The sequence below is a fragment of the Zavarzinia sp. genome (assembly GCF_049306435.1).
Taxonomy (GTDB): Bacteria; Pseudomonadota; Alphaproteobacteria; order Zavarziniales; family Zavarziniaceae; genus Zavarzinia.
Window position 1 is genome coordinate 1 of sequence record NZ_JBAQRT010000041.1, and the last position, 18,777, is coordinate 18,777.

Consider the following 18,777-nt stretch of genomic DNA (forward strand, 5'->3'; position numbering starts at 1 on the left):
GGCCAGCGGCGCCTCACCCGGGCGGGGCGATTCGTCGAGATCGGCGGCGAGGATCAGGTCCGGCGCGAGGCCGAGTCGGTCCAGCAGCTCGCGCCGGCGGGGCGAAGCCGAGGCGAGGACGAGCTTGGGGTCATTTCCCATGGGCGAAGGCCCGACGGGCGCTTACTTGAAGCGGAAGGTGATGCGGCCCTTGGTCAGGTCGTAGGGGGTCATTTCGACCAGCACCTTGTCACCGGCGAGGACGCGGATGCGGTGTTTGCGCATCTTGCCGGCGGTATGGGCCAGCACTTCATGATCGTTGTCGAGACGGACGCGGAAATGGGCATTGGGCAGAAGCTCGGTTACCGTACCCGGAAACTCGATCAATTCTTCCTTGGGCATATGTTCTCCTGAGGAACCTAAGACTAAATTTGGCAGGAACATGCGACCGTATGCTTGCTTTTGCAAGCGTTCAGCCCGCAGGTCGGCCCTGTTTGCGGTGAATTGCTCAGACGGTGGGCGCGCGTACCACACCGAAGCGGCCGCGAATGCGCTGAAGCAACTGGTCGCGCACGCCGCGATAACTGTCGAGAACCTGCTCGCGCGAGCCCTGGGCGAGGCTGGGATCGAAGGTCGGCCAATATTCGACGTCGCAGGCCATGGTCCGCGTCAGGTCCACCGCCTTGTGCTGCGCTTCCGGAGAGAGCGAGATGATGAGGTCGAAACTCGTGTCTTCCAGCTGGTCGAAATCCTTCGGCCGGTATCTCGATATGTCGATGCCCATCTCGTCCATCACCGAGATGGCGAAAGGGTCGAGATCGCCGGCGCGCACGCCGACCGAATCGGTGAAGATCACCCGGCCGTAGAAATGTTTCATCAGGCCCATGGCGATGGGCGAGCGAATGGCGTTCTGCGTGCAGCAGAACAACACGGCCCCCGGAAGATCGGCTGAATATCCCCCCACGGCCGCGCCGCCTAGCCCTTCATGAACAGGACGCAGATCAGGGTGAAGAGGCGGCGGGCGGTATCGAAATCGATCTCGATCTTGCCCTTCAGCCGCTCCATCAGCAATTCCGAGCCCTGGTTGTGCAATCCGCGCCGGCCCATGTCGATCGCCTCGATCTTCTGCGGGGTCGAGGTCTTGATGGCGGCGTAATAGCTCTCGCAGATGCCGAGATATTCGCGGATCAGGTTCCGGAACGGCGACAGGGCGAGGATGATCTTGCCGAGGGGCGTCGTGTCGGCGTCGCGGATGTCGAAGACGAGGCGGGTTTCCTCGATCGCCAGATGCAGGTGATAGGGGCCGTCGTGGTCGCCGATGGGCGAGAAATGGTTCTCGTCGAGCAGGTCGAAGATCGCGACCTTACGCTCGTGATCGACATCGGGGCTGCGTCTTGCGACCGAAGCCTCGTCGAGGGTGACGCCAACCAGTTTTCTCGTCTCGGCGCTCATCAGTTGGCCTCGTTCAGCCGGATCGCGACAGACAACGCATGGGCACCCAGCCCCTCGGCCCGGGCCAGGGTGACGGCGGCCGGGCCGATCGCCCGCAGCGCCGCCTCGTCGCAGCCGACGAGGGTGGTGCGCTTCAGGAAATCGAAGACCGACAGGCCGGAGGAGAAGCGGGCGGTGCGCGCCGTCGGCAGGACGTGGTTCGGCCCGGCGACATAATCGCCGATCGCCTCGGGCGTGTAACGTCCGAGGAAAATGGCCCCCGCGTGGCTGACCCGGGCCGCGAATGCGTCCGGGTCTTCAAGCGCGAGTTCGAGATGTTCCGGCGCCACGGCGTCGACGAGGGCGGGGGCCTCGTCGAGGCTGCGCAGGCGGATGACGGCGCCGTGGTCGTCCCAGCTCTTGCGGGCGGTGGCGGCGCGGGGCAGGCGCTCCAGGTGATCCTCGATGGCGGCGAGGACCCTGTCGGCGAAGGCGCTGTCGTCGGTCAGCAGGATCGACTGGGCGCTTTCGTCGTGTTCGGCCTGGGACAGGAGATCGGCGGCGATCCAGGCCGGGTCGTTGGCGCCATCGGCGACCACCAGGATCTCGCTCGGCCCCGCGATCGCGTCGATGCCGACGACGCCGTAAACCTGCCGCTTGGCGGCGGCGACATAGGCATTGCCGGGGCCGACGATCTTGTCCACCGGCCGGATGCTCTCGGTGCCATAGGCGAGGGCGGCGACGGCCTGGGCGCCGCCGATGCGCAGGATGTCGGTGACCCCGGCGCGCCGGGCGGCGGCCATCACCGCGGGGTTCAGCACGCCGTCCGGTGTCGGCACCACCATGACGATGCGGGACACCCCGGCGACCTTGGCCGGCAGGGCATTCATGAGGACCGAGGACGGATAGGCGGCGGTGCCGCCGGGAACATAGAGGCCGGCGGCCGAAACCGGGGTCCAGCGCAGGCCGAGGCGAACGCCGACGGCATCGGTGTAATGATCGTCCAGCGGCACCTGGCGCGCGTGAAAGCTCTCGATCCTGGTCGCCGCGAGGTCGATGGCGGCCAGAAGCTCGGGGCCGACCTGCTCGACCGCCGCCTCGATCTCGTCGGCCGAGACGCGCATGTCGACCGCATCCGCCAGGGCCATGCGGTCGAAACGGTTGGTGTAGTCGAGGACGGCGGCATCGCCCCTCGCCCGGACATCGGCGATGATGGCGGCGACGCTGGCATCGACGTCGACCGACATCTCGCGCTTGGAATTCAGCAGATCCTCGAAACCGGTGGCGAAATCGGCGGATCGTGTGGTCAGGTCACGCGGCACGCAGGGCCCCCCTGAAAGCGTCGATCCAGCCGCCGATCTCCTCCACCCTGGTCTTGAAGGCGGCGCGGTTGACGACGAGACGCGACGAGATATCGGCGATCTTCTCGACCTCGACGAGGCCATTGGCGCGCAAGGTATCGCCGGTCGAGACCAGGTCGACGATGCGCCGGCACAGGCCGAGCATGGGCGCCAGTTCCATGGCGCCGTTCAGCTTCACGCATTCCGCCTGCACCCCGCGCGCGGCGAAATGCTGGCGCGTGATGTGCGGATATTTGGTCGCGACGCGGACATGGCTCCAGCGGCTGGGATCGTCCTTGCCGGCGAGATCGGCGGGCTCCGCGACCGACAGGCGGCAATGGCCGATGTTCAGGTCGAGCGGGGCATAGATCTCGGGATAGTCGAATTCCATCAGCACGTCGTTGCCGGCGACGCCGAGATGGGCCGCGCCGAAGGCGACGAAGGTGGCGACATCGAAGGAGCGCACCCGGATCAGCGAGACATTGGGATTGGCGGTGCGGAAACGCAGGGCGCGCGATTTCTCGTTGTCGAAATCGGGCTCGGGCGTCAGCCCAACCTTGTCGAGCAGCGGACGCAGCTCTTTCAGGATGCGGCCCTTGGGCAGGGCGAAGACCAGGCCCTCGTTGGGCGATTTGGTGACCATCAGGCGGATTCCCCGTCACTTTCGTGCTGCGGTGCCTGGCGGGTCGGCCAGGCCTCGGTCAGATCCTTCAGGCCGCCCTCGAGCGTCTCGGCATCGAGACGGATCTGGGCACCACCGGCGAAGATCAGATCGATCAGCACGCCATTTTCATTCTCCCCGACCTCGATGGCCAGGAGTTCCAAGACTTGTTCGACCGCGTTGCGATCGATGCCCTTCACCCGGGCCGAGCGGACGGTATCGAAATGCAGCCCGCAGCGCCGACGAAAGGCCTCGCCACCCGCTTCCCAGCAGAAGCGGTTGGCGACCAGGGCGAAGCGCCGGGCCCCGCCGAGGTAGACGAGATCCGCCGCCTTCACCACCGCGTCCTGCACGAGGGCGGAGACGACGCGAAGGTCGTCCGCATCGGCGAAGCCAAGGTGCAGGCGGGGGGCCGCGCTCATTCCGTCAGGCGCCTGATGTTGGCGCCGACGGCGCCCAGCTTCTCCTCGACCCGCTCGTAGCCGCGGTCGAGGTGATAGATGCGGTTGACCACCGTCTCCCCCTCGGCGGCGAGGCCGGCGAGGACGAGGCTGATCGAGGCGCGAAGGTCGGTCGCCATCACGGGCGCGCCCTTCAGCCTGGGCACGCCGCGCACCAGCGCCGAGGCGCCGTGGACGGTGACATTGGCGCCCATGCGCGCCAATTCCGGCACATGCATGAAGCGGTTCTCGAAGATCGTCTCGGTGATCATGGCGGCGCCCTCGGCCGTCGCCATCAGCACCATCATCTGGGCCTGCAGGTCGGTCGGGAAACCGGGGAAGGGCTGGGTCATCACGTCGACGCCGTGAACCCGGTGGCCGTTCCGCTTCACCTTCATACCGCGCGCCGTCGGCGTCACCTCGACGCCGGAGCGGTTGAGGACGTCGATCACGTCTTCCAGCGTGTCCGGCCGGGCGCCGACCAGCTCGACCTGGCCCCCGGCGACACCGACCGCCATGGCATAGGTGCCGGTCTCGATCCGGTCGGGCAGAATGGAATAGCGCGCGCCGTGGAGCGAAGCCTTGCCCCGGATCACCAGCCGCTCGGTGCCGACGCCCGAGATATCCGCGCCCATCGCCTGCAGGCACTGGACGAGATCGGTGATCTCCGGCTCCCGCGCGGCGTTGTCGAGCACGGTCTCGCCCTCGGCGAGGCTGGCGGCCATGAGCAGATTCTCGGTCGCGCCGACCGAGACGAAGGGAAAGCGGATGGTCGCGCCCTTCAGCCCCTTGGGCGCCGTCGCGTGGACATAGCCGTCGACGAGTTCGATCTTCGCGCCCATGGCCTCGAGGCCCTTCAGGTGCAGGTCGACCGGCCGCGTGCCGATGGCGCAGCCGCCCGGCAGGGACACCATGGCCTCGCCCATGCGGGCGACGAGGGGGCCGAGCACGAGAACGCTGGCCCGCATCTTGCGGACGAGGTCATAGGGCGCGGTGGTGCTGGTGATCGTGCCCGCCGTGATCTCGACATGGCGGGGACCGCGCAGGATTTCCGCCCCATGCTGCTCGACGAGGCCGAGCATGAAGCCGACGTCGGCGAGTTCCGGCAGATTGTCGAGGGTCAGGGTTTCCGCGGTCAGCAGGCTGGCGGCGACCAGCGGCAGGGCGGCGTTCTTCGCGCCCGAGATCGGAATCTCGCCGAAGAGTTCGCCGCCGCCGCGAATGACGATACGCTGCAATGCCATTCTCTATCTCGATCTCACAGCTTCGGCAGGGTAACGCCGGTCTGGCCCATGTATTTGCCGGCCCGGTCGCCATAGGAGACCTCGCAAGGCTTGTCCCCCTTCAGGAACAGGAACTGGCAGGCGCCTTCGTTGGCGTAGATCTTCGCGGGCAGCGGCGTCGTGTTGGAAAATTCCAGCGTGACATGGCCTTCCCATTCCGGCTCCAGCGGCGTCACGTTCACGATGATGCCGCAACGGGCATAGGTGCTCTTGCCGAGGCAGATCACCAGAATGTCGCGCGGGATGCGGAAATATTCGACCGTGCGGGCGAGGGCGAAGGAATTGGGCGGGATCACGCAGACGTCGGTCTTGCGATCGACGAAACTGTTGCTCGAGAAATTCTTCGGGTCGACCACGGCGCTGTCGACATTGGTGAAAATCTTGAAGTCGTCCGCCACGCGCGCGTCATAGCCATAGGACGACAGGCCGTAGGAAATCACGCCGTCGCGCTTCTGACCCTCGACAAAGGGCTCGATCATGCCCGTGGTGCGGGCGAGTTCGCGGATCGAAATATCGGACAGGATGGCCATAGGCGCTCGCTCAACGGGGCTTGGACGGTTTTCGACCGCTTATCTAGTGCCTTTTCCGGCGATTTGAAACCATCGAGAACGCCGGACTGCATTGCCGGACTGTTGCCTGACGCGCGGGGCGGCGCCATGAAGGGGCATGGCGATATTTTCCCTCGGCGCTCTCGATTCGATGCAGGCGGCCAGCCGTCTGGCCGGACGGCCCGGATTCGCCTTTCTCGACAGCGCCATGGGTCATGCCCGGCAGGGGCGCTACAGCTATGTCGCCGCCGATCCCTCGGGTTTTTTCGAGGTCCGGCTGGGCATCGCCCATTGGCGGGGCGAGCCCATGGCCGAGGCGCCGATCCCCGCGCTTCGCCGTCTGTTGGGCTGGGGGCGCGCCGCGCGGGGCGAAGGTTTGCCGCCCTTCCGGGGCGGGGCCATCGGCTTCCTGTCCTATGACGCCGGGCGCCTGTTCGAGGTCCAGCCGGGTTTCGCCGACCTGCCGGTGCCGGACCTGATGTTCGGGCTTTACGACTGGCTGCTCGCCTTCGATCACGCAACGGGCGAGGCTTTCCTGCTGACGGATCTTCTGCCCCATGCGCCGCCGGATCGGGCCGGGCAGATCCGCGACCTGCTCGCCCGGCCGGCGCCGCCCGTCGTCCCGCCGCGTCTCGCCTGGCGGGCGGATATGCCGGCGGCCGATTTCGAGGCGGCGGTGCGGCGGGTGATCGAGGCGATCCTGGCCGGCGACCTGTTCCAGGCCAATATCGCGCAAGCCTATTCGGCCGACTGGCCGGCGGGGGCGGATGCCTTTGCCCTGCACGCCGCGCTGCGCCGGGCCAATCCGGGCGATTTCGCCGCTCTTCTGCGCTTTCCCGGGCTCGAGGTGGTGTCTTCCTCGCCCGAGCGATTCTTGCGCATCGACGGCGACCGGATCGAGACCCGCCCGATCAAGGGCACCATCGCCCGGGCCGAGGATCCGGCGGAAGACGCCGCCCGCGCCGCCAGCCTCGCCGCCTCGGTCAAGGACCGGGCCGAAAACGTGATGATCGTCGATCTCCTGCGCAATGATCTCTCCCGGGTCTGCCGGCCCCATTCGGTCGAAGTGCCGGAGCTTTGCGCGATCGAGACCTATGCCGGTCTCCATCACATGGTCTCGACCGTCACCGGCCGGCTGCGGGACGGCTTAGGCGCCCTCGACGCCGTCGCCGCCGGCTTTCCCGGCGGCTCCATCACCGGCGCGCCCAAGCCCGAGGCCATGCGCCTGATCGGCGCGATCGAGGGCCGGCCGCGCGGGCTCTATTGCGGCTCCATCGGCTGGCTCGGCTTCGACGGCGCCGCCGATCTCAACATCGCCATCCGCACTCTGAGCATCGCGGGCGGCAAGGCCCGCTTCCAGGTCGGCGGCGGCATCACCGCCCTGTCGGATCCCGCCAGCGAATATCGCGAAACCCTGACCAAGGCGGCCCGCATCTTCGCGGCGACGGCGTGAAGCCGAGGCGCGATCTTGCGATGAGGCCCTTGCCCGTGGTAAGGATTATTCCTTACAAGCGGTTTCCGCAGGAGGCCCCGCCATGAACGATATCCGCGAGATCGCCACCCTCACCTCCAAGGGCCAGATCACCCTGCCCAAGGTGGTCCGTCAGGTCCTGGGGGTCGATCAGGGTGGCAAGGTGCGCTTCGAGATCAGAAGCGGCGAAGTCGTCGTGACCCGGGCGGAGACAAGCCATGAGGATCCGGCGATCGGCGCCTTCCTCGACCTGATCGAGCGGGACATCCGGGCCGGACGCCATATCGGCACCCTGCCGGACGATATCGCGAAGGCCTTGCTGGCCGAGGTGAAAGTGCCGGTCGATCCGGAAGACGAGATCGAAGGTGACGTGGCGCTCTGACCGGGGCCATCGATGCAAAGTCACGGCTGGACGCTGCTGTTCCACGATGGCCTGATCGAGCAACTCCGGCGCTTGCAGGCCGCGGCCGAGCGGGCGCGGCGAAGCGATCCGCGAGGGGCGGAAGGCAATGCCAACGTCAAGCTGCTCCGGGCGCTGAGCCATCTGATCCTCGAAGCCGTGCCCGGCGATCCCGCCCGCGACGACTATCGGCAGGGCAATACCCTCGGCGGGGCTTACCGTCATTGGCGGCGAGCCAAGATCGGCCGGCGCTTCCGCCTGTTCTTCCGCTACGATTCCAAGGCCAGGGTGATCGTCTATGCCTGGGTCAACGACGAACAGACGCTTCGCGCCGCCGGCAGCCGCTCCGACCCCTATGCCGTGTTCGAGAGAATGCTGGATCGCGGCAATCCCCCCGACGACTGGGCGGCCCTGATGGCGGCGTGTCGCCCGGATTGGCGGGAACAGGACGATCGGGCCTCTCAGGAATGACCATCCTCGTCATCGACAATTACGACAGTTTCGTCTTCAACATCGCCCGCTACCTGCGGGAGTTGGGGGCGGAGGTCGTCGTGCGGCGCAATGATGCCGTCACCCTGGCCGGGGTCGAGGCGCTGGCGCCTTCGGCCATCGTGATCTCGCCGGGGCCTTGCGCGCCGGATCAGGCGGGCGTCTCCCTCGACGTGGTGCGGGGCTTCTCGGGGCTCGTGCCGATCCTCGGCGTCTGCCTCGGCCATCAATGCATCGGACAGGCCTTCGGCGGGCGGGTGGCGCGGGCGCGGCGCCCGCTGCATGGCCAGGCGACGGCGATCGGCCATGACGGCGAGGGGCTTTTCGCCGGCCTGCCGTCGCCCCTCCGCGTCGGACGCTACCATTCCCTCGTCGTCGAGCTGACGGGGGATGAGCCGCTTCTCGTGACCGCGCGCTCGGACGAGGGCGAGGTGATGGCCCTCGCCCATGTCCGGCATCCGACCTTCGGGGTGCAGTTCCATCCCGAATCCGTGCTGACCGAAGGCGGCCATGCGCTTCTTCGCAATTTCCTGGAGATTCTGCCGTGATCTGGTTCGAGGGAAGGCTGAGCGAGGGCGGGACGATCCCGCTCGAGGCCGGGGATCGCGGCCTGCTGCTGGGCGACGGGGTGTTCGAGACCATCGGCGTCTTCAACCGCATCCCCTTCGCCCTGGCGGCCCATCTGTCCAGCTTGTCGGCGGCGGCAAAAGAACTGGGCTTCGAGGTGCCGCGAGCGGCGGTCGAGCGGGCGATCGATGATCTTCTGGCCGCGATGACCGGGCCGCACGCCGCGATCCGGGTGACGGTGAGCCGGGGCGCCGGGCCGCGCGGCTTGCCGCCGCCCGCCGATCCCCGCCCGGTCGTGCTCGCCAGTCTCGCGCCCTGGTCGCCGGCCATCGCCTTTCAGCCGGTGACGCTGGCGACCGTCTCCCTGCGGCGCAACGAAACCTCGCCCCTGTCGCGGCTGAAGACCCTCGCCTATCTCGACAATGTCCTGGCGCTGGCCGAGGCGAAGCGGGCCGGCGCCGATGACGCGCTGATGCTGAACACGCGGGGGGCGGTCGCAAGCTCCGCCATGGCCAATCTCTTCGCCGTCGTCGACGGGCGGCTGGTGACGCCGCCGGTTGCCGATGGCGTCCGGCCCGGCATCATGCGCGCCTGCCTGATCGAGCGGGCCGGCGCGGTGGAACGCTGCCTCGACCCCGGCGAGATCGCGGCGGCGCCCCTGTTCCTGACCAACAGCCTGCGCCTCCTGTCGCCGGTCGCGGCGCTGGACGGCCGGGCGCTGCCGCCCGTGCCGTCCCGCTTCGCCATCCTGGTCGGCGAAGCCTGCGGGCTGAGGTCCGGCGTGTGAGTTGAGGCATTACATGAGGCCCCGAGCCCGTGCGGCCGCGAAGGCGTTTGCGCGCTTGCGATATGTTTCGGCGGCATTGCCGCCGAACCGGGCAGGGCGGTTTAGTACCATAGTGCTATACTGGCCCGGGCCGCTTTGGGCTAACGCTTCTGTCAGCGGCCCCCATCAAAATATCGAGGCCCAGGGAGCGAACCATGATCCACCAGACCATCGAAGAAATCTCGAAATCCATCGCGTTCCGCTCGCGCTACGACAATTTCATCGGCGGCAAATGGGTTGCCCCGGTGCGTGGCCAGTATTTCGACAACATCACCCCGATCACCGGCCTGCCGGTCGCCCAGATCGCCCGCTCGACCGCCGAGGACATCGAGCTGGCGCTCGACGCCGCCCATGCCGCCAAAGATGCCTGGGGCCGGACCTCGGTCGCCGAACGCGCCCGTCTCCTGAACAAGATCGCCGATCGGATGGAAGAGAAGCTGGAGCTTCTCGCCATGGTCGAGACCATCGACAACGGCAAGCCGATCCGCGAAACCAGGGCGGCCGACCTGCCGCTCGCCATCGACCACTTCCGCTATTTCGCCTCCTGCGTCCGTTCGCAGGAAGGCACGATCGGCGAAGTCGACAACGACACGATGGCCTATCACTTCCACGAACCGCTCGGCGTCGTCGGCCAGATCATTCCGTGGAACTTCCCGCTGCTGATGGCCTGCTGGAAGCTGGCCCCCGCGCTCGCCGCCGGCAATTGCGTGGTGCTGAAGCCCGCCGAACAGACCCCGCTGTCGATCATGGTCTGGGCCGAGCTGATCGGCGACATCCTGCCGCCGGGCGTTCTCAACATCGTCAATGGTTTCGGCATCGAGGCCGGCAAGCCGCTGGCCTCCAACAAGCGCATCGCCAAGATCGCCTTCACCGGTGAAACCACCACCGGCCGGCTGATCATGCAATATGCCGCCGAGAACCTGATCCCGGTCACGCTGGAGCTGGGCGGCAAGTCGCCGAACATCTTCCACGAGGACGTGGCGGCCGAGGACGACGACTATTTCGACAAGGCGATCGAGGGTTTCGTCCTCTTCGCGCTGAATCAGGGCGAAGTCTGCACCTGCCCCAGCCGCGCCCTCATCCACGAAAAGATCTACGACAAGTTCATGGAACGCGCCCTCGCCCGCGTCGCCGCCATCAAGCAGGGTGACCCGCTCGACGGCTCGACCATGCTCGGCGCCCAGGCTTCGAACGATCAGCTCGAGAAGATCCTGTCCTATATCGACATCGGCAAGGCCGAGGGGGCCGAACTGCTGATCGGCGGCAAGCGCAACGTCCTCGGCGGCGAACTGGCCGGCGGCTACTATGTGGAGCCGACGGTGTTCCGCGGCCACAACAAGATGCGCGTCTTCCAGGAGGAGATCTTCGGGCCGGTCGTGTCCGTGACCACTTTCAAGGACGAGGCGGAAGCCCTCGCCCTCGCCAACGACACGCTCTACGGCCTTGGCGCCGGCCTCTGGACCCGCGACGGCAACCGCGCCTATCGCTTCGGCCGGGCGATCCAGGCCGGCCGCGTCTGGACCAACTGCTACCACCTCTATCCGGCCCATGCGGCCTTCGGGGGCTACAAGCAGTCGGGCATCGGTCGCGAGACCCACAAGATGATGCTCGATCACTATCAGCAGACCAAGAACATGCTGGTCAGCTACAGCCCGAAGGCAATGGGCTTCTTCTGATCGGCTGACGGGCGCCCCCGTTCGACCGTCTCGCTCCCTGCCGGGGCGGGGCGGCCGGGCGGGGGCGTCCCCGTCTCGACCAAGGGCGGGTTGCCGATCCCGCCTCGCCGTCCTACATCTTGTTCACGAGACAAGATGAACGGGGTCCACCCCGCATCCCAGGAAGGCGAGACCCGTGCAGATTGCGTTCCTCACCGACATCCACAGCAACCGCGAGGCGCTGACCGCCGTGCTGGCCCACGCCCGGGCCCGGGGCGCGCAGCGTTTCGTGCTGCTGGGCGATTATGTCGGTTACGGACCGGACCCCGAATGGACGATCGAGACCATCGCCGGCCTCGTCGCCGAAGGGGCGATCGCCATCCGCGGCAATCATGACGAGGCGGCGGTCGGCGGCGTCAACGGCATGAACAGCCATGCCGCCCAGGCGATCGACTGGACCGGCCGGCAATTGTCCAAGGCCTCGCTCGATTTCCTGTCGAAGCTGCCGCTCTCGGTCATCGACGACGACCGGCTCTATGTCCATGCCGATGCCTCGGCGCCGCATCGCTGGATCTATGTGATCGACGGCGAGACCGCCCGTCACAGCCTGGAGGCGGCGGAGACCCGCCTCGTCTTCTCGGGCCATGTTCATATTCCCGCGATCTACGGCCTGTCCAACATCGGCAAGCTGACGCCGTTCCGGCCCCAGCCGGGGATCGCCATCCCCTTGCTGGCGCAGCGTCGCTGGCTCGCCCTGATCGGCTCGGTCGGCCAGCCGCGCGACGGCGACCCGGCCGCCGGCTATGCGATCTACAACGACTACAGCGCCGAGATCACCTTCCACCGCGTGCCCTATGACGTCGAGGCCACGGCACAGAAGATCAGGGCCGCCGGTCTGCCGGTGGGGCTCGCCAGCCGCCTGTACGCCGGGCGCTGAACCACCATGGCCGCGCCGCGCATCAGCCCGGGCAGCATCATCGACGGTTTCGTGGTGGACTCCCAGGTCCACAAGGGCGGCATGGCCACCATCTGGGCGGTCAGGAAGTCCGGCACCGACATGCCGCTGCTCATGAAGGTGCCGCGTCTCGCGGAAGGCGAGGACCCGGCGGCCATCGTCGGCTTCGAGATGGAGCAGATGATCCTGCCCCGCCTGACCGGCCCGCATGTCCCGCGCTTCGTCGCCTCGGGCGATTTCCGCACGCTGCCCTACATCGTCATGGAATGGATCGAGGGCAAGAGCCTGCACACAAGGCTGGCCGACCTGCCCCTGCCGCCCGAGGAGGTCGCCGATATCGGCGCCCGGGTGGCGACCGCCCTTGATGCCCTGCATCGCCAGCAGGTCGTGCATCTCGACGTGAAGCCATCCAACGTCATGGTCCGCCCCTCGGGCGAGATGGCGCTGATCGATTTCGGCCTGTCGCATCACCTGCAACTGCCGGATCTTCTAGACGAGGAATTCCGCCTGCCCTATGGCACCGCACCCTACATGGCGCCGGAGCAGGTGCTGGGCCAGCGCTCCGAGCCGCGCAGCGATCTCTTCGCCCTCGGCTCCCTCATGTATTTCTTCGTCACCGGCACGCGGCCCTTCGGCGATCCGCAGACCCTGAAGGGCCTGAAGAAACGCCTGTGGCGCGACCCGGTGCCGCCGCGCAAGCTGCGCCCCGACTGTCCGCCCTGGCTGCAGGAAATCATCCTGCGGTGTCTCGAGGTCGATCCCGCCGACCGTCATCCGACGGCGGCTCAACTCGCCCTCGACCTGCGAACCCCGGGCCAGGTATCCCTGACCGCCCGGGCCGAGCGCATGGCGCAGGATGGCTTCGTCACCACCTTCAAGCGGCGCATGGATCTCGATTCGATCCTGACCGTGAACAAGAAGCCGGCGCCGGGCAATGCCCCGATCATCATGGCGGCGATCGATCTGAACACCCTTGGCGAAGCCGCGGCCGATGCCATGCGGCAGACCATCAGCCAGTTGATGATCGCCATGCCGCGCGCCCGCCTGTCCTGCGTCAATGTCCTGAAGCTGCGCCGCATCGGCATCGACACGACCCTCGACGAGGAGGGCGAGCACAAGCATCTGCAGCGCCTGATCGAGTTGCGCCACTGGGCGCGGCCGCTGGAATTGCCCGATGCCAGCGTGACCTTTCACGTTCTTGAATCGACATCGCCGGCCGATGCCATCCTCGAATACGCCCGCTCCAATCACATCGACCATATCGTGATGGCCGCGCGCGAACGCTCGGCCATGCGCAGCCTGCTGGGCTCGGTGTCGGGGGAAGTGGCGGCCGAGGCGCCCTGCACGGTCACCGTGGTGCGGGCGCGGGCCGACGAGACGCCGACCGGGTGACGCCGCGCGTGGCCTGATCAGCCGATCCAGCAGAGCTCGGGTGGCTTGCGCTGAAGGGGCAGGGCCGCGTTGTCGGCCCGCCCGACGATGATGGGCGCGACCGGCACCCAGTCGGCGGGCACGCCGAGCGCCGCCTTGCCTTCGGCGGTGCCGATGAAGCCCTGGGCGAAACCGATCCAGCAGGCGCCCAGCCCGGCTTCCGAGGCGGCAAGCATCAGGTTCTCCGCCGCGATGGTGCAATCCTCTACATTCCACGGCGAGCGGGTGGTGGCCGAGATCACCAGCAGCACCGGCGCGCGATAGAAAATGTCGAAGGCGGGGTCGCCCAGCAGCGACTGGTAGTGCGCCGAATGGGGGCTGGTCCGCAGGCTGGCCAGCATATGGGCCTTGGCCTCCCGGGAAATGCGCGCCAGCGCGGCGGCGTCACGGATGACCGTGCAGGCCCAGCGGTGAGGCGGCGCGGTGCCCGGCCCCTGGCGGGCGGCCCGGATGAGGTCGCGAATGGTCGCGTCGTCGAGGGGCTCGCTGCCGTAATCCCGCATCGTCCGGCGTTCGAGGATCGTCTCCTGCAACGGCATCGCCCTTTCCCCCCGGCATCTCGGCCTTTCCCGTGCTTCCTGAATAGCAGAGATGCGCGAGGGGAAATTTGATCCTGGTCAAGCGGTCGCGCGGGTTAGACCGCTCGGATATCCGTCAGGAAACGCGCGATTTCCGACTGCAGTCGCTGGGACAGGCCGGCCAGGGCCGTGGCGGACTCGCTCATGCGGGTCGCGGCGTCCGAGGTCTCGGTCGCGGCGGAGGAGACGGTGACGATATTGGCGGTGATGTCGCGGTTGCCGGCGGCGACCTGTTCGACATTGTGGCCGATTTCGCCGGTCGCCGCCGTCTGTTCCTCGACTGCGCTGGAAATCGAGGCCGCGGCGTCGCGCAACTGCTCGGTCGCGGTGGTGATCCTCGTGATGCCGGCGACCGCGGTGTCGGTCAGCGACTTCATGTCCTCGGCCTGGGTGCCGATGCGCACCGTCGCTTCCGCGGTCTGGCGGGCCAGCGTCTTCACTTCGGCGGCGACGACGGCGAAGCCCTTGCCGGCTTCACCGGCGCGGGCCGCCTCGATCGTCGCGTTGAGGGCGAGGAGGTTGGTCTGGCTGGCGATCTGCTGGATCATCTTCACGACGCCGTCGATCGACTGGGCCGCGGTCGCCAGTTCCTGCATGTTGTGGCCGGCCGACTCGGCTTCGCCCGCGACCTCGCCCGAGAGGTCGGAGGTCAGATGGACCTGGCGGCTGATCTCGTTGATCGAGGCGGCGAGCTGGTTGGTCGCCGCGGCGACCGCCTCGCTGCTGGCGGCCGTCTGTTCGGCGGAGGCGGCGACGGCGCCGGCCCTTGACTGGGTCGCGGTGGCGATGTCGGCGACGCCGTCGGCCGTGCCGGTCATGCGCGAGGCGGCGCCGACCATGGTCGAGACGACCTCGCCGACGCTGGCCTCGAATTCACCGGCGAGGCGCAGGCGCTGGGCCCTGGCATCGTCCTGCATCGCCTTCATGCGGTTGCGGGTCTCGTTCATGGTGCGGGCGCCCCAGCGGAAGGCGCCGGTCATGCCGGTTTCGAGGAACGGCCGATGATAGTGGCCATGGGCCGCCTCCTCGAGGCAGGCGACGCTTTCGCGAATGAAGACGTCGGTCAGGTCGAAGGCGCGGTTCAGGCGGTTGAGAAAGGGGATGGCGTCGCCCAGATGTTCGATCCGGGTGACCCGGGCTTCGAAATCACCACCCGCGATGCGGTGGCAGGCTTCGGTGGCCTTGTCCATCGCCTCGCGCAGGCGGGCGTTCTCGGCCTCGAGCCGGGCGATGGTCTCGTCGCGGGGGTCGGTCACGGCATGGGGGTCGCGGTGACGGCGGAAGTTAAAGAGAGAAGAGGAATTCGCCATAGCTCACCCCCAGGCTGGACAGATGCTGCTCGATCGCCCGCAGGCCGGCGGCGAGCCCGTCCCTGGGGCTGGCTTCGGCCTGTTCGATCTTGCGGATGGTGTCATAGAGCGGGCCGACCACGGCGACCGCGCGGCGCTCGGGCGTGCGGCGGTTGGAATGGTAGCCCACCACCTGGCCCGACAGATCGCGGCTGGGCGTGACATGGGCGAGCACCCAGTAGAAATCGCCGGTTTTCGTCATGTTCTTCACGTAGGCGAAGATTTCGCGGCCCGCCTGGACTTCCTGCCACAGCAGGGCGAAGACGGCGCGCGGCATGTCCGGATGGCGGATCAGATTGTGGGGCTGGCCCAGAACCTCCGCCTCCGTATAGCCGGCGATGCCCAGGAAGACATCGTTGGCATAGGTGATGACGCCTTTGAGGTCGGTCTTGCTGACGATGATATCGTCGGCATTGAAAAAGACTTCACGGTCGGTCGGCCGTATGGTCGGGCGCGACATGATCTCTCCATACCCATGTTTATTCGCGGGTATGGGGCGCCTTCGCCGGTGAACAGTCGGTTAATTTTTCCGGCGATTCTCGATCGCATCCCAGATCAGGGCTGCGACATTTGTGCCGTCGAAGGCTTCGATCTGCTGGATCCCGGTCGGGCTGGTCACGTTGATTTCGGTCAGGTAATCGCCGATCACGTCGATGCCGACGAAAATCTGGCCCTTTTGCGCCAGCACGGGGCCGATGGTGTCGCAGATTTCGATCTCGCGCGGGGTCAGCGTGCTGCGTACCGCCGTGCCGCCGACATGGAGGTTGGAGCGCGCCTCGCCGTCCGCCGGCACGCGGTTGATGGCGCCGACCGGCTTGCCGTCGACGAGGATGATGCGCTTGTCGCCCTGGCGTACTTCCGGCAGGTAGCGCTGGACGATGATCGGCTCGCGGAACAGCTGGGTGAAGGTCTCGAGCAGGCTGCCCAGATTCTCGTCGCCCGGCTTCAGGTGGAAGACGCCGGCGCCGCCATTGCCGAACAGCGGCTTCACGATGATGTCCTTGTGGACCTCGCGGAAAGCCTCGACCTCGGCCTTCCGCGAGGTGATCAGGGTCGGCGGCATCAGCTGGGGGAAATGGGTGACGAAGAGTTTCTCGGGCGCGTTGCGCACCTCGATCGGATCGTTCACGACCAGCGTCTTCGGGTGGATATGCTCGAGGATATGGGTCGCCGTGATATAGGCCATGTCGAACGGCGGATCCTGGCGCATCAGGACGACATCCTGGCTCGACAGGTCGATGTCCCGGCCGGGACCGGCGGTGAAATGATTGCCCTTCTCGCGGCGAAGTTCCAGGTCGCGGGCGAAGGCGACGACCTTGCCGTTCTTCAGCGACAGGTCGCGCGGCAGGTAGTAGCAGAGCTTGTGGCCGCGGGCCTGCGCTTCGAGACCGAGGCGGAAGGTCGAGTCGACGGTGATGTCGAAGGACTCGACCGGGTCCATCTGGATGGCGACATTGAGGGACATCTGGGGGGCCTTGTCAGTTCAGGCTGCGGCGCAGTTCTTCCAGCAGACGCTGGGCCTCGATGGTCTCGAAACCGTCGAGGGAATGTTCGATGCAGTTGCGAAGGGCGGCCGTCGCGGCGCCCAGCCGGCCCAGCTGATGCTCGGCCTTGCCATAGTCCAGCCACAGGCCGGCATGTTCGGGGGCGAGCCGCAGCATGGAGCGGGCGATCTGCGCCACGCGCTCCACCTTGCCCTCGGTCTCGGCCCGGGATTTCAGATTGTTCTGCAGGCGAAGGAGAACGGCGCGATTGCCGACCGTGTCGGTCAGCGCCGGTGTCAGTTCCTGTTCCGGTCCCATCAACTGCTTGGCGAGGCGGCGGAGTTCCATCGCGTCCAGCACCCGCCCGCCGTTGAAGGGATCGAGGATCAGATGCTCGCCCTTCACTGAAAGCCGCATCAGGAAATGGCCGGGAAAGGCGATGCCGTCGAGGGCGAAGCCGGCCCCGCGCGCCGCATGGGCGAACAGGATGCCGAGGGCGACGGGCAGGCCCTTTCGCCGGTCGATCACCCGGATCAGGTTGGCATTCTGCGGATCGTCATAGGTCAGTCGGTCGCCGTCATAGCCGAAACGCTCGAAGAACAGGCGCTGCAGCGCCCCGGCGACCTCGATCGCCGACGTCGCCGAGACATCGCGAAGGGCGGCGACCAGATCGTCGAGGTGGCCGCGATAGGGCACGACGGACAGGCCCGGCCGGTCCAGCGCCGCGAGGAGAAGGGCGGTCCCGGCCAGATCGATGGCGCGATCGTCGAGACGGCCCACGGCATCGAGGGCTTCCTCGATTTCTTCCGGGCGAAGCGGCACGGGTTCCAGTTTGGGCATGGCCTTCATCATGTCAGGGGCCGGACAGTCGGTCCCGGGGAAAGCGGCACAATCATTCAGGCGAAATCTGGATCGCCGAGACGACCTTCTGCACGCCCGAAATCGAGCGGGCGATCTCGACCGCCTTGTCGCGCTGGGCGTCGCTGCGCACGACACCGGAAAGATAGACGATGCCGTTAACGGTTTCGACTCCGATCGAGAAGCCGTTCAGCGAGAAATCGGTGACCAGGTTGGATTTCACCTTGGTGGTGATCCAGCTGTCGCCGGCATAACCGCCCACGCCGCCATCATCGGCAAGCTGGATCTGGTTGTCGACTTCCTTCACGCCCTCGCAGGCCCTCGCGATATTGCCCGCTTCCTCCTTGTCGGCGGAACTGGCGACCGTGCCGACCAGCAGCACCCGGCCGCGCACCACCTCCACGCTGACATTGGAGAACAGACTGGTGGAGCGTTTCAGCAATTTGTCGTTGATGTCGATCCGGATGGCCGAATCGTCCGCGACCTGGCCCGGCGCGCGGTTCTGGGCCGCGACATAGCCCGCGGTGCCGACCGCGCCGATGGCGGCGGCGACGCAGCCACCCATCAGAGGCAGGGCGATCAGGAGGGCGGTCAGGGCGGCGGCATTCTTTCCGTTCATTGTCTTCCCGTTGCGTCAGTCGATTCGCCACGCATCCCTAATATGGGCAGGCAGGCGCCAGGGCACCACAAGGATCGCATCGAACCGCAGGTCGAGACCGGCGAGCGCCGGCCGCTGCTGCAGATAAAGGCCGGCCGCGCGGGCGATCCGCGCCCGCTGGCGCGTCTGGATCGAATCACCGGCCGTCCCGAGGCTCGGCCGATGCTTGACTTCGATGAAGGCGAGCGTGTGGCGTCGGCGGGCGATGAGATCGATTTCCCCGGCCTTGCAGCGCCAGTCCCGTTCAAGAATGCGGTAGCCCTTGGCCAGCAGCAGAAGCGCGGCGGCCAGCTCGGCCCGGCGGCCGTGGCGCAGCGCCCGGCGCCGGACCTCGCTCAAGGCGCTTCCTTGAGGGCGAGGGCACGGGCATAGAC

At 67.2% G+C, this 18,777-nt stretch carries 24 protein-coding genes; 8 read left to right on the forward strand and 16 right to left on the reverse strand.

Annotated elements, in window-relative coordinates; genetic code table 11:
* From WAZ62_RS01995 to dcd, 9 genes are all read right to left on the reverse strand, one after another.
* A partial coding sequence (locus WAZ62_RS01995; protein WP_422641879.1) for a Maf family protein occupies positions 1 to 141 on the reverse strand: 141 nt, incomplete at its 3' end.
* Positions 142 to 162: 21 nt separating this feature from the next.
* Positions 163 to 381, reverse strand: a complete 219-nt coding sequence (gene infA / locus WAZ62_RS02000) for a translation initiation factor IF-1 (protein ID WP_422641858.1) — start codon at positions 379 to 381, stop codon at positions 163 to 165.
* A 106-nt stretch (positions 382 to 487) separates the two neighbouring features.
* Positions 488 to 943 carry an arsenate reductase ArsC gene (locus WAZ62_RS02005; RefSeq protein WP_422641859.1) on the reverse strand — a complete coding sequence of 152 codons (456 nt, stop codon included), beginning with the start codon at positions 941 to 943 and terminating at the stop codon, positions 488 to 490.
* A gap of 11 nt (positions 944 to 954) precedes the next feature.
* Positions 955 to 1,431, reverse strand: a complete 477-nt coding sequence (locus WAZ62_RS02010) for a UPF0262 family protein (protein WP_422641860.1) — start codon at positions 1,429 to 1,431, stop codon at positions 955 to 957.
* Positions 1,431 to 2,732: a histidinol dehydrogenase gene (hisD, locus tag WAZ62_RS02015; RefSeq protein WP_422641861.1), complete on the reverse strand. Its 1,302-nt coding sequence runs from the start codon at positions 2,730 to 2,732 to the stop codon at positions 1,431 to 1,433. The genes WAZ62_RS02010 and hisD overlap by 1 nt, the downstream gene beginning before the upstream one ends.
* The gene (gene hisG, locus WAZ62_RS02020) at positions 2,722 to 3,393 is read right to left on the reverse strand and encodes an ATP phosphoribosyltransferase (protein WP_422641862.1); all 672 of its coding nucleotides are present in this window, start codon (positions 3,391 to 3,393) and stop codon (positions 2,722 to 2,724) included. Before hisG ends, hisD begins: the two co-directional genes overlap by 11 nt.
* A complete protein-coding gene (locus WAZ62_RS02025; RefSeq protein ID WP_422641863.1) occupies positions 3,393 to 3,833 on the reverse strand; it encodes a DUF2948 family protein in 441 nt (146 codons plus the stop codon). Before WAZ62_RS02025 ends, hisG begins: the two co-directional genes overlap by 1 nt.
* The gene (murA, locus tag WAZ62_RS02030; RefSeq protein WP_422641880.1) at positions 3,830 to 5,089 is read right to left on the reverse strand and encodes a UDP-N-acetylglucosamine 1-carboxyvinyltransferase; all 1,260 of its coding nucleotides are present in this window, start codon (positions 5,087 to 5,089) and stop codon (positions 3,830 to 3,832) included. Before murA ends, WAZ62_RS02025 begins: the two co-directional genes overlap by 4 nt.
* A gap of 20 nt (positions 5,090 to 5,109) precedes the next feature.
* The gene (gene dcd, locus WAZ62_RS02035) at positions 5,110 to 5,664 is read right to left on the reverse strand and encodes a dCTP deaminase (RefSeq protein ID WP_422641864.1); all 555 of its coding nucleotides are present in this window, start codon (positions 5,662 to 5,664) and stop codon (positions 5,110 to 5,112) included.
* A gap of 136 nt (positions 5,665 to 5,800) precedes the next feature.
* Here dcd and pabB point away from each other — a divergent pair, with 136 nt between their 5' ends.
* The 8 genes from pabB (at position 5,801) to WAZ62_RS02075 (ending at position 13,437) form a co-directional block, all read left to right on the forward strand.
* Complete coding sequence (gene pabB / locus WAZ62_RS02040; RefSeq protein WP_422641865.1) at positions 5,801 to 7,135, forward strand: aminodeoxychorismate synthase component I; 1,335 nt, start codon at positions 5,801 to 5,803, stop codon at positions 7,133 to 7,135.
* 82 nt (positions 7,136 to 7,217) lie between these two features.
* Positions 7,218 to 7,535: a type II toxin-antitoxin system PrlF family antitoxin gene (locus WAZ62_RS02045; protein ID WP_422641866.1), complete on the forward strand. Its 318-nt coding sequence runs from the start codon at positions 7,218 to 7,220 to the stop codon at positions 7,533 to 7,535.
* 12 nt (positions 7,536 to 7,547) lie between these two features.
* Positions 7,548 to 8,024 (forward strand): type II toxin-antitoxin system YhaV family toxin, encoded by a 477-nt coding sequence (locus WAZ62_RS02050; RefSeq protein ID WP_422641867.1) that lies wholly within the window; start codon positions 7,548 to 7,550, stop codon positions 8,022 to 8,024.
* Positions 8,021 to 8,590, forward strand: coding sequence for an anthranilate synthase component II (locus tag WAZ62_RS02055; RefSeq protein ID WP_422641868.1), 570 nt, complete (start codon positions 8,021 to 8,023; stop codon positions 8,588 to 8,590). The genes WAZ62_RS02050 and WAZ62_RS02055 overlap by 4 nt, the downstream gene beginning before the upstream one ends.
* Positions 8,587 to 9,396 carry an aminotransferase class IV gene (locus tag WAZ62_RS02060; protein ID WP_422641869.1) on the forward strand — a complete coding sequence of 270 codons (810 nt, stop codon included), beginning with the start codon at positions 8,587 to 8,589 and terminating at the stop codon, positions 9,394 to 9,396. Before WAZ62_RS02055 ends, WAZ62_RS02060 begins: the two co-directional genes overlap by 4 nt.
* 194 nt (positions 9,397 to 9,590) lie before the next feature.
* Positions 9,591 to 11,111 carry an aldehyde dehydrogenase gene (gene adh, locus WAZ62_RS02065; RefSeq protein WP_422641870.1) on the forward strand — a complete coding sequence of 507 codons (1,521 nt, stop codon included), beginning with the start codon at positions 9,591 to 9,593 and terminating at the stop codon, positions 11,109 to 11,111.
* A 175-nt stretch (positions 11,112 to 11,286) separates the two neighbouring features.
* The gene (locus tag WAZ62_RS02070; RefSeq protein WP_422641871.1) at positions 11,287 to 12,027 is read left to right on the forward strand and encodes a metallophosphoesterase family protein; all 741 of its coding nucleotides are present in this window, start codon (positions 11,287 to 11,289) and stop codon (positions 12,025 to 12,027) included.
* Positions 12,028 to 12,033: 6 nt separating this feature from the next.
* Positions 12,034 to 13,437: a protein kinase domain-containing protein gene (locus WAZ62_RS02075; protein ID WP_422641872.1), complete on the forward strand. Its 1,404-nt coding sequence runs from the start codon at positions 12,034 to 12,036 to the stop codon at positions 13,435 to 13,437.
* A 17-nt stretch (positions 13,438 to 13,454) separates the two neighbouring features.
* Here the strand turns inward: WAZ62_RS02075 and WAZ62_RS02080 are convergent, their stop codons facing one another.
* From WAZ62_RS02080 to WAZ62_RS02110, 7 genes are all read right to left on the reverse strand, one after another.
* On the reverse strand, positions 13,455 to 14,015 hold the full coding sequence (locus WAZ62_RS02080; protein ID WP_422641873.1) for a nitroreductase family protein: 561 nt from the start codon (positions 14,013 to 14,015) through the stop codon (positions 13,455 to 13,457).
* Between the two features lie 95 nt (positions 14,016 to 14,110).
* Positions 14,111 to 15,310, reverse strand: coding sequence for a methyl-accepting chemotaxis protein (locus WAZ62_RS02085; protein ID WP_422641874.1), 1,200 nt, complete (start codon positions 15,308 to 15,310; stop codon positions 14,111 to 14,113).
* Between the two features lie 28 nt (positions 15,311 to 15,338).
* Positions 15,339 to 15,863 (reverse strand): PAS domain-containing protein, encoded by a 525-nt coding sequence (locus tag WAZ62_RS02090; protein ID WP_422641875.1) that lies wholly within the window; start codon positions 15,861 to 15,863, stop codon positions 15,339 to 15,341.
* 60 nt (positions 15,864 to 15,923) lie between these two features.
* Complete coding sequence (gshB, locus tag WAZ62_RS02095; RefSeq protein ID WP_422641876.1) at positions 15,924 to 16,868, reverse strand: glutathione synthase; 945 nt, start codon at positions 16,866 to 16,868, stop codon at positions 15,924 to 15,926.
* Between the two features lie 13 nt (positions 16,869 to 16,881).
* A complete protein-coding gene (locus WAZ62_RS02100; protein WP_422641877.1) occupies positions 16,882 to 17,727 on the reverse strand; it encodes a SirB1 family protein in 846 nt (281 codons plus the stop codon).
* A 52-nt stretch (positions 17,728 to 17,779) separates the two neighbouring features.
* On the reverse strand, positions 17,780 to 18,364 hold the full coding sequence (locus tag WAZ62_RS02105; RefSeq protein ID WP_422641878.1) for a BON domain-containing protein: 585 nt from the start codon (positions 18,362 to 18,364) through the stop codon (positions 17,780 to 17,782).
* A 15-nt stretch (positions 18,365 to 18,379) separates the two neighbouring features.
* The gene (locus WAZ62_RS02110) at positions 18,380 to 18,742 is read right to left on the reverse strand and encodes a YraN family protein (RefSeq protein ID WP_422641881.1); all 363 of its coding nucleotides are present in this window, start codon (positions 18,740 to 18,742) and stop codon (positions 18,380 to 18,382) included.
* Between the last annotated feature and the right edge of the window lie 35 nt (positions 18,743 to 18,777).

Excerpts from the sequence above, each read along its gene's own strand:
- WAZ62_RS02075 (WP_422641872.1), top strand. The coding sequence starts at position 12,034 with ATGGCCGCGCCGCGCATCAGCCCGGGCAGCATCATCGACGGTTTCGTG.
- WAZ62_RS02050 (WP_422641867.1), top strand. The coding sequence starts at position 7,548 with ATGCAAAGTCACGGCTGGACGCTGCTGTTCCACGATGGCCTGATCGAG.
- hisG (WP_422641862.1), bottom strand. The coding sequence starts at position 3,393 with ATGGTCACCAAATCGCCCAACGAGGGCCTGGTCTTCGCCCTGCCCAAG.
- WAZ62_RS02080 (WP_422641873.1), bottom strand. The coding sequence starts at position 14,015 with ATGCCGTTGCAGGAGACGATCCTCGAACGCCGGACGATGCGGGATTAC.
- WAZ62_RS02100 (WP_422641877.1), bottom strand. The coding sequence starts at position 17,727 with ATGCCCAAACTGGAACCCGTGCCGCTTCGCCCGGAAGAAATCGAGGAA.
- pabB (WP_422641865.1), top strand. The coding sequence starts at position 5,801 with ATGGCGATATTTTCCCTCGGCGCTCTCGATTCGATGCAGGCGGCCAGC.
- adh (WP_422641870.1), top strand. The coding sequence starts at position 9,591 with ATGATCCACCAGACCATCGAAGAAATCTCGAAATCCATCGCGTTCCGC.
- WAZ62_RS02090 (WP_422641875.1), bottom strand. The coding sequence starts at position 15,863 with ATGTCGCGCCCGACCATACGGCCGACCGACCGTGAAGTCTTTTTCAAT.
- gshB (WP_422641876.1), bottom strand. The coding sequence starts at position 16,868 with ATGTCCCTCAATGTCGCCATCCAGATGGACCCGGTCGAGTCCTTCGAC.
- infA (WP_422641858.1), bottom strand. The coding sequence starts at position 381 with ATGCCCAAGGAAGAATTGATCGAGTTTCCGGGTACGGTAACCGAGCTT.
- WAZ62_RS02045 (WP_422641866.1), top strand. The coding sequence starts at position 7,218 with ATGAACGATATCCGCGAGATCGCCACCCTCACCTCCAAGGGCCAGATC.
- WAZ62_RS02010 (WP_422641860.1), bottom strand. The coding sequence starts at position 1,431 with ATGAGCGCCGAGACGAGAAAACTGGTTGGCGTCACCCTCGACGAGGCT.
- dcd (WP_422641864.1), bottom strand. The coding sequence starts at position 5,664 with ATGGCCATCCTGTCCGATATTTCGATCCGCGAACTCGCCCGCACCACG.
- WAZ62_RS02055 (WP_422641868.1), top strand. The coding sequence starts at position 8,021 with ATGACCATCCTCGTCATCGACAATTACGACAGTTTCGTCTTCAACATC.
- WAZ62_RS02105 (WP_422641878.1), bottom strand. The coding sequence starts at position 18,364 with ATGAACGGAAAGAATGCCGCCGCCCTGACCGCCCTCCTGATCGCCCTG.
- WAZ62_RS02025 (WP_422641863.1), bottom strand. The coding sequence starts at position 3,833 with ATGAGCGCGGCCCCCCGCCTGCACCTTGGCTTCGCCGATGCGGACGAC.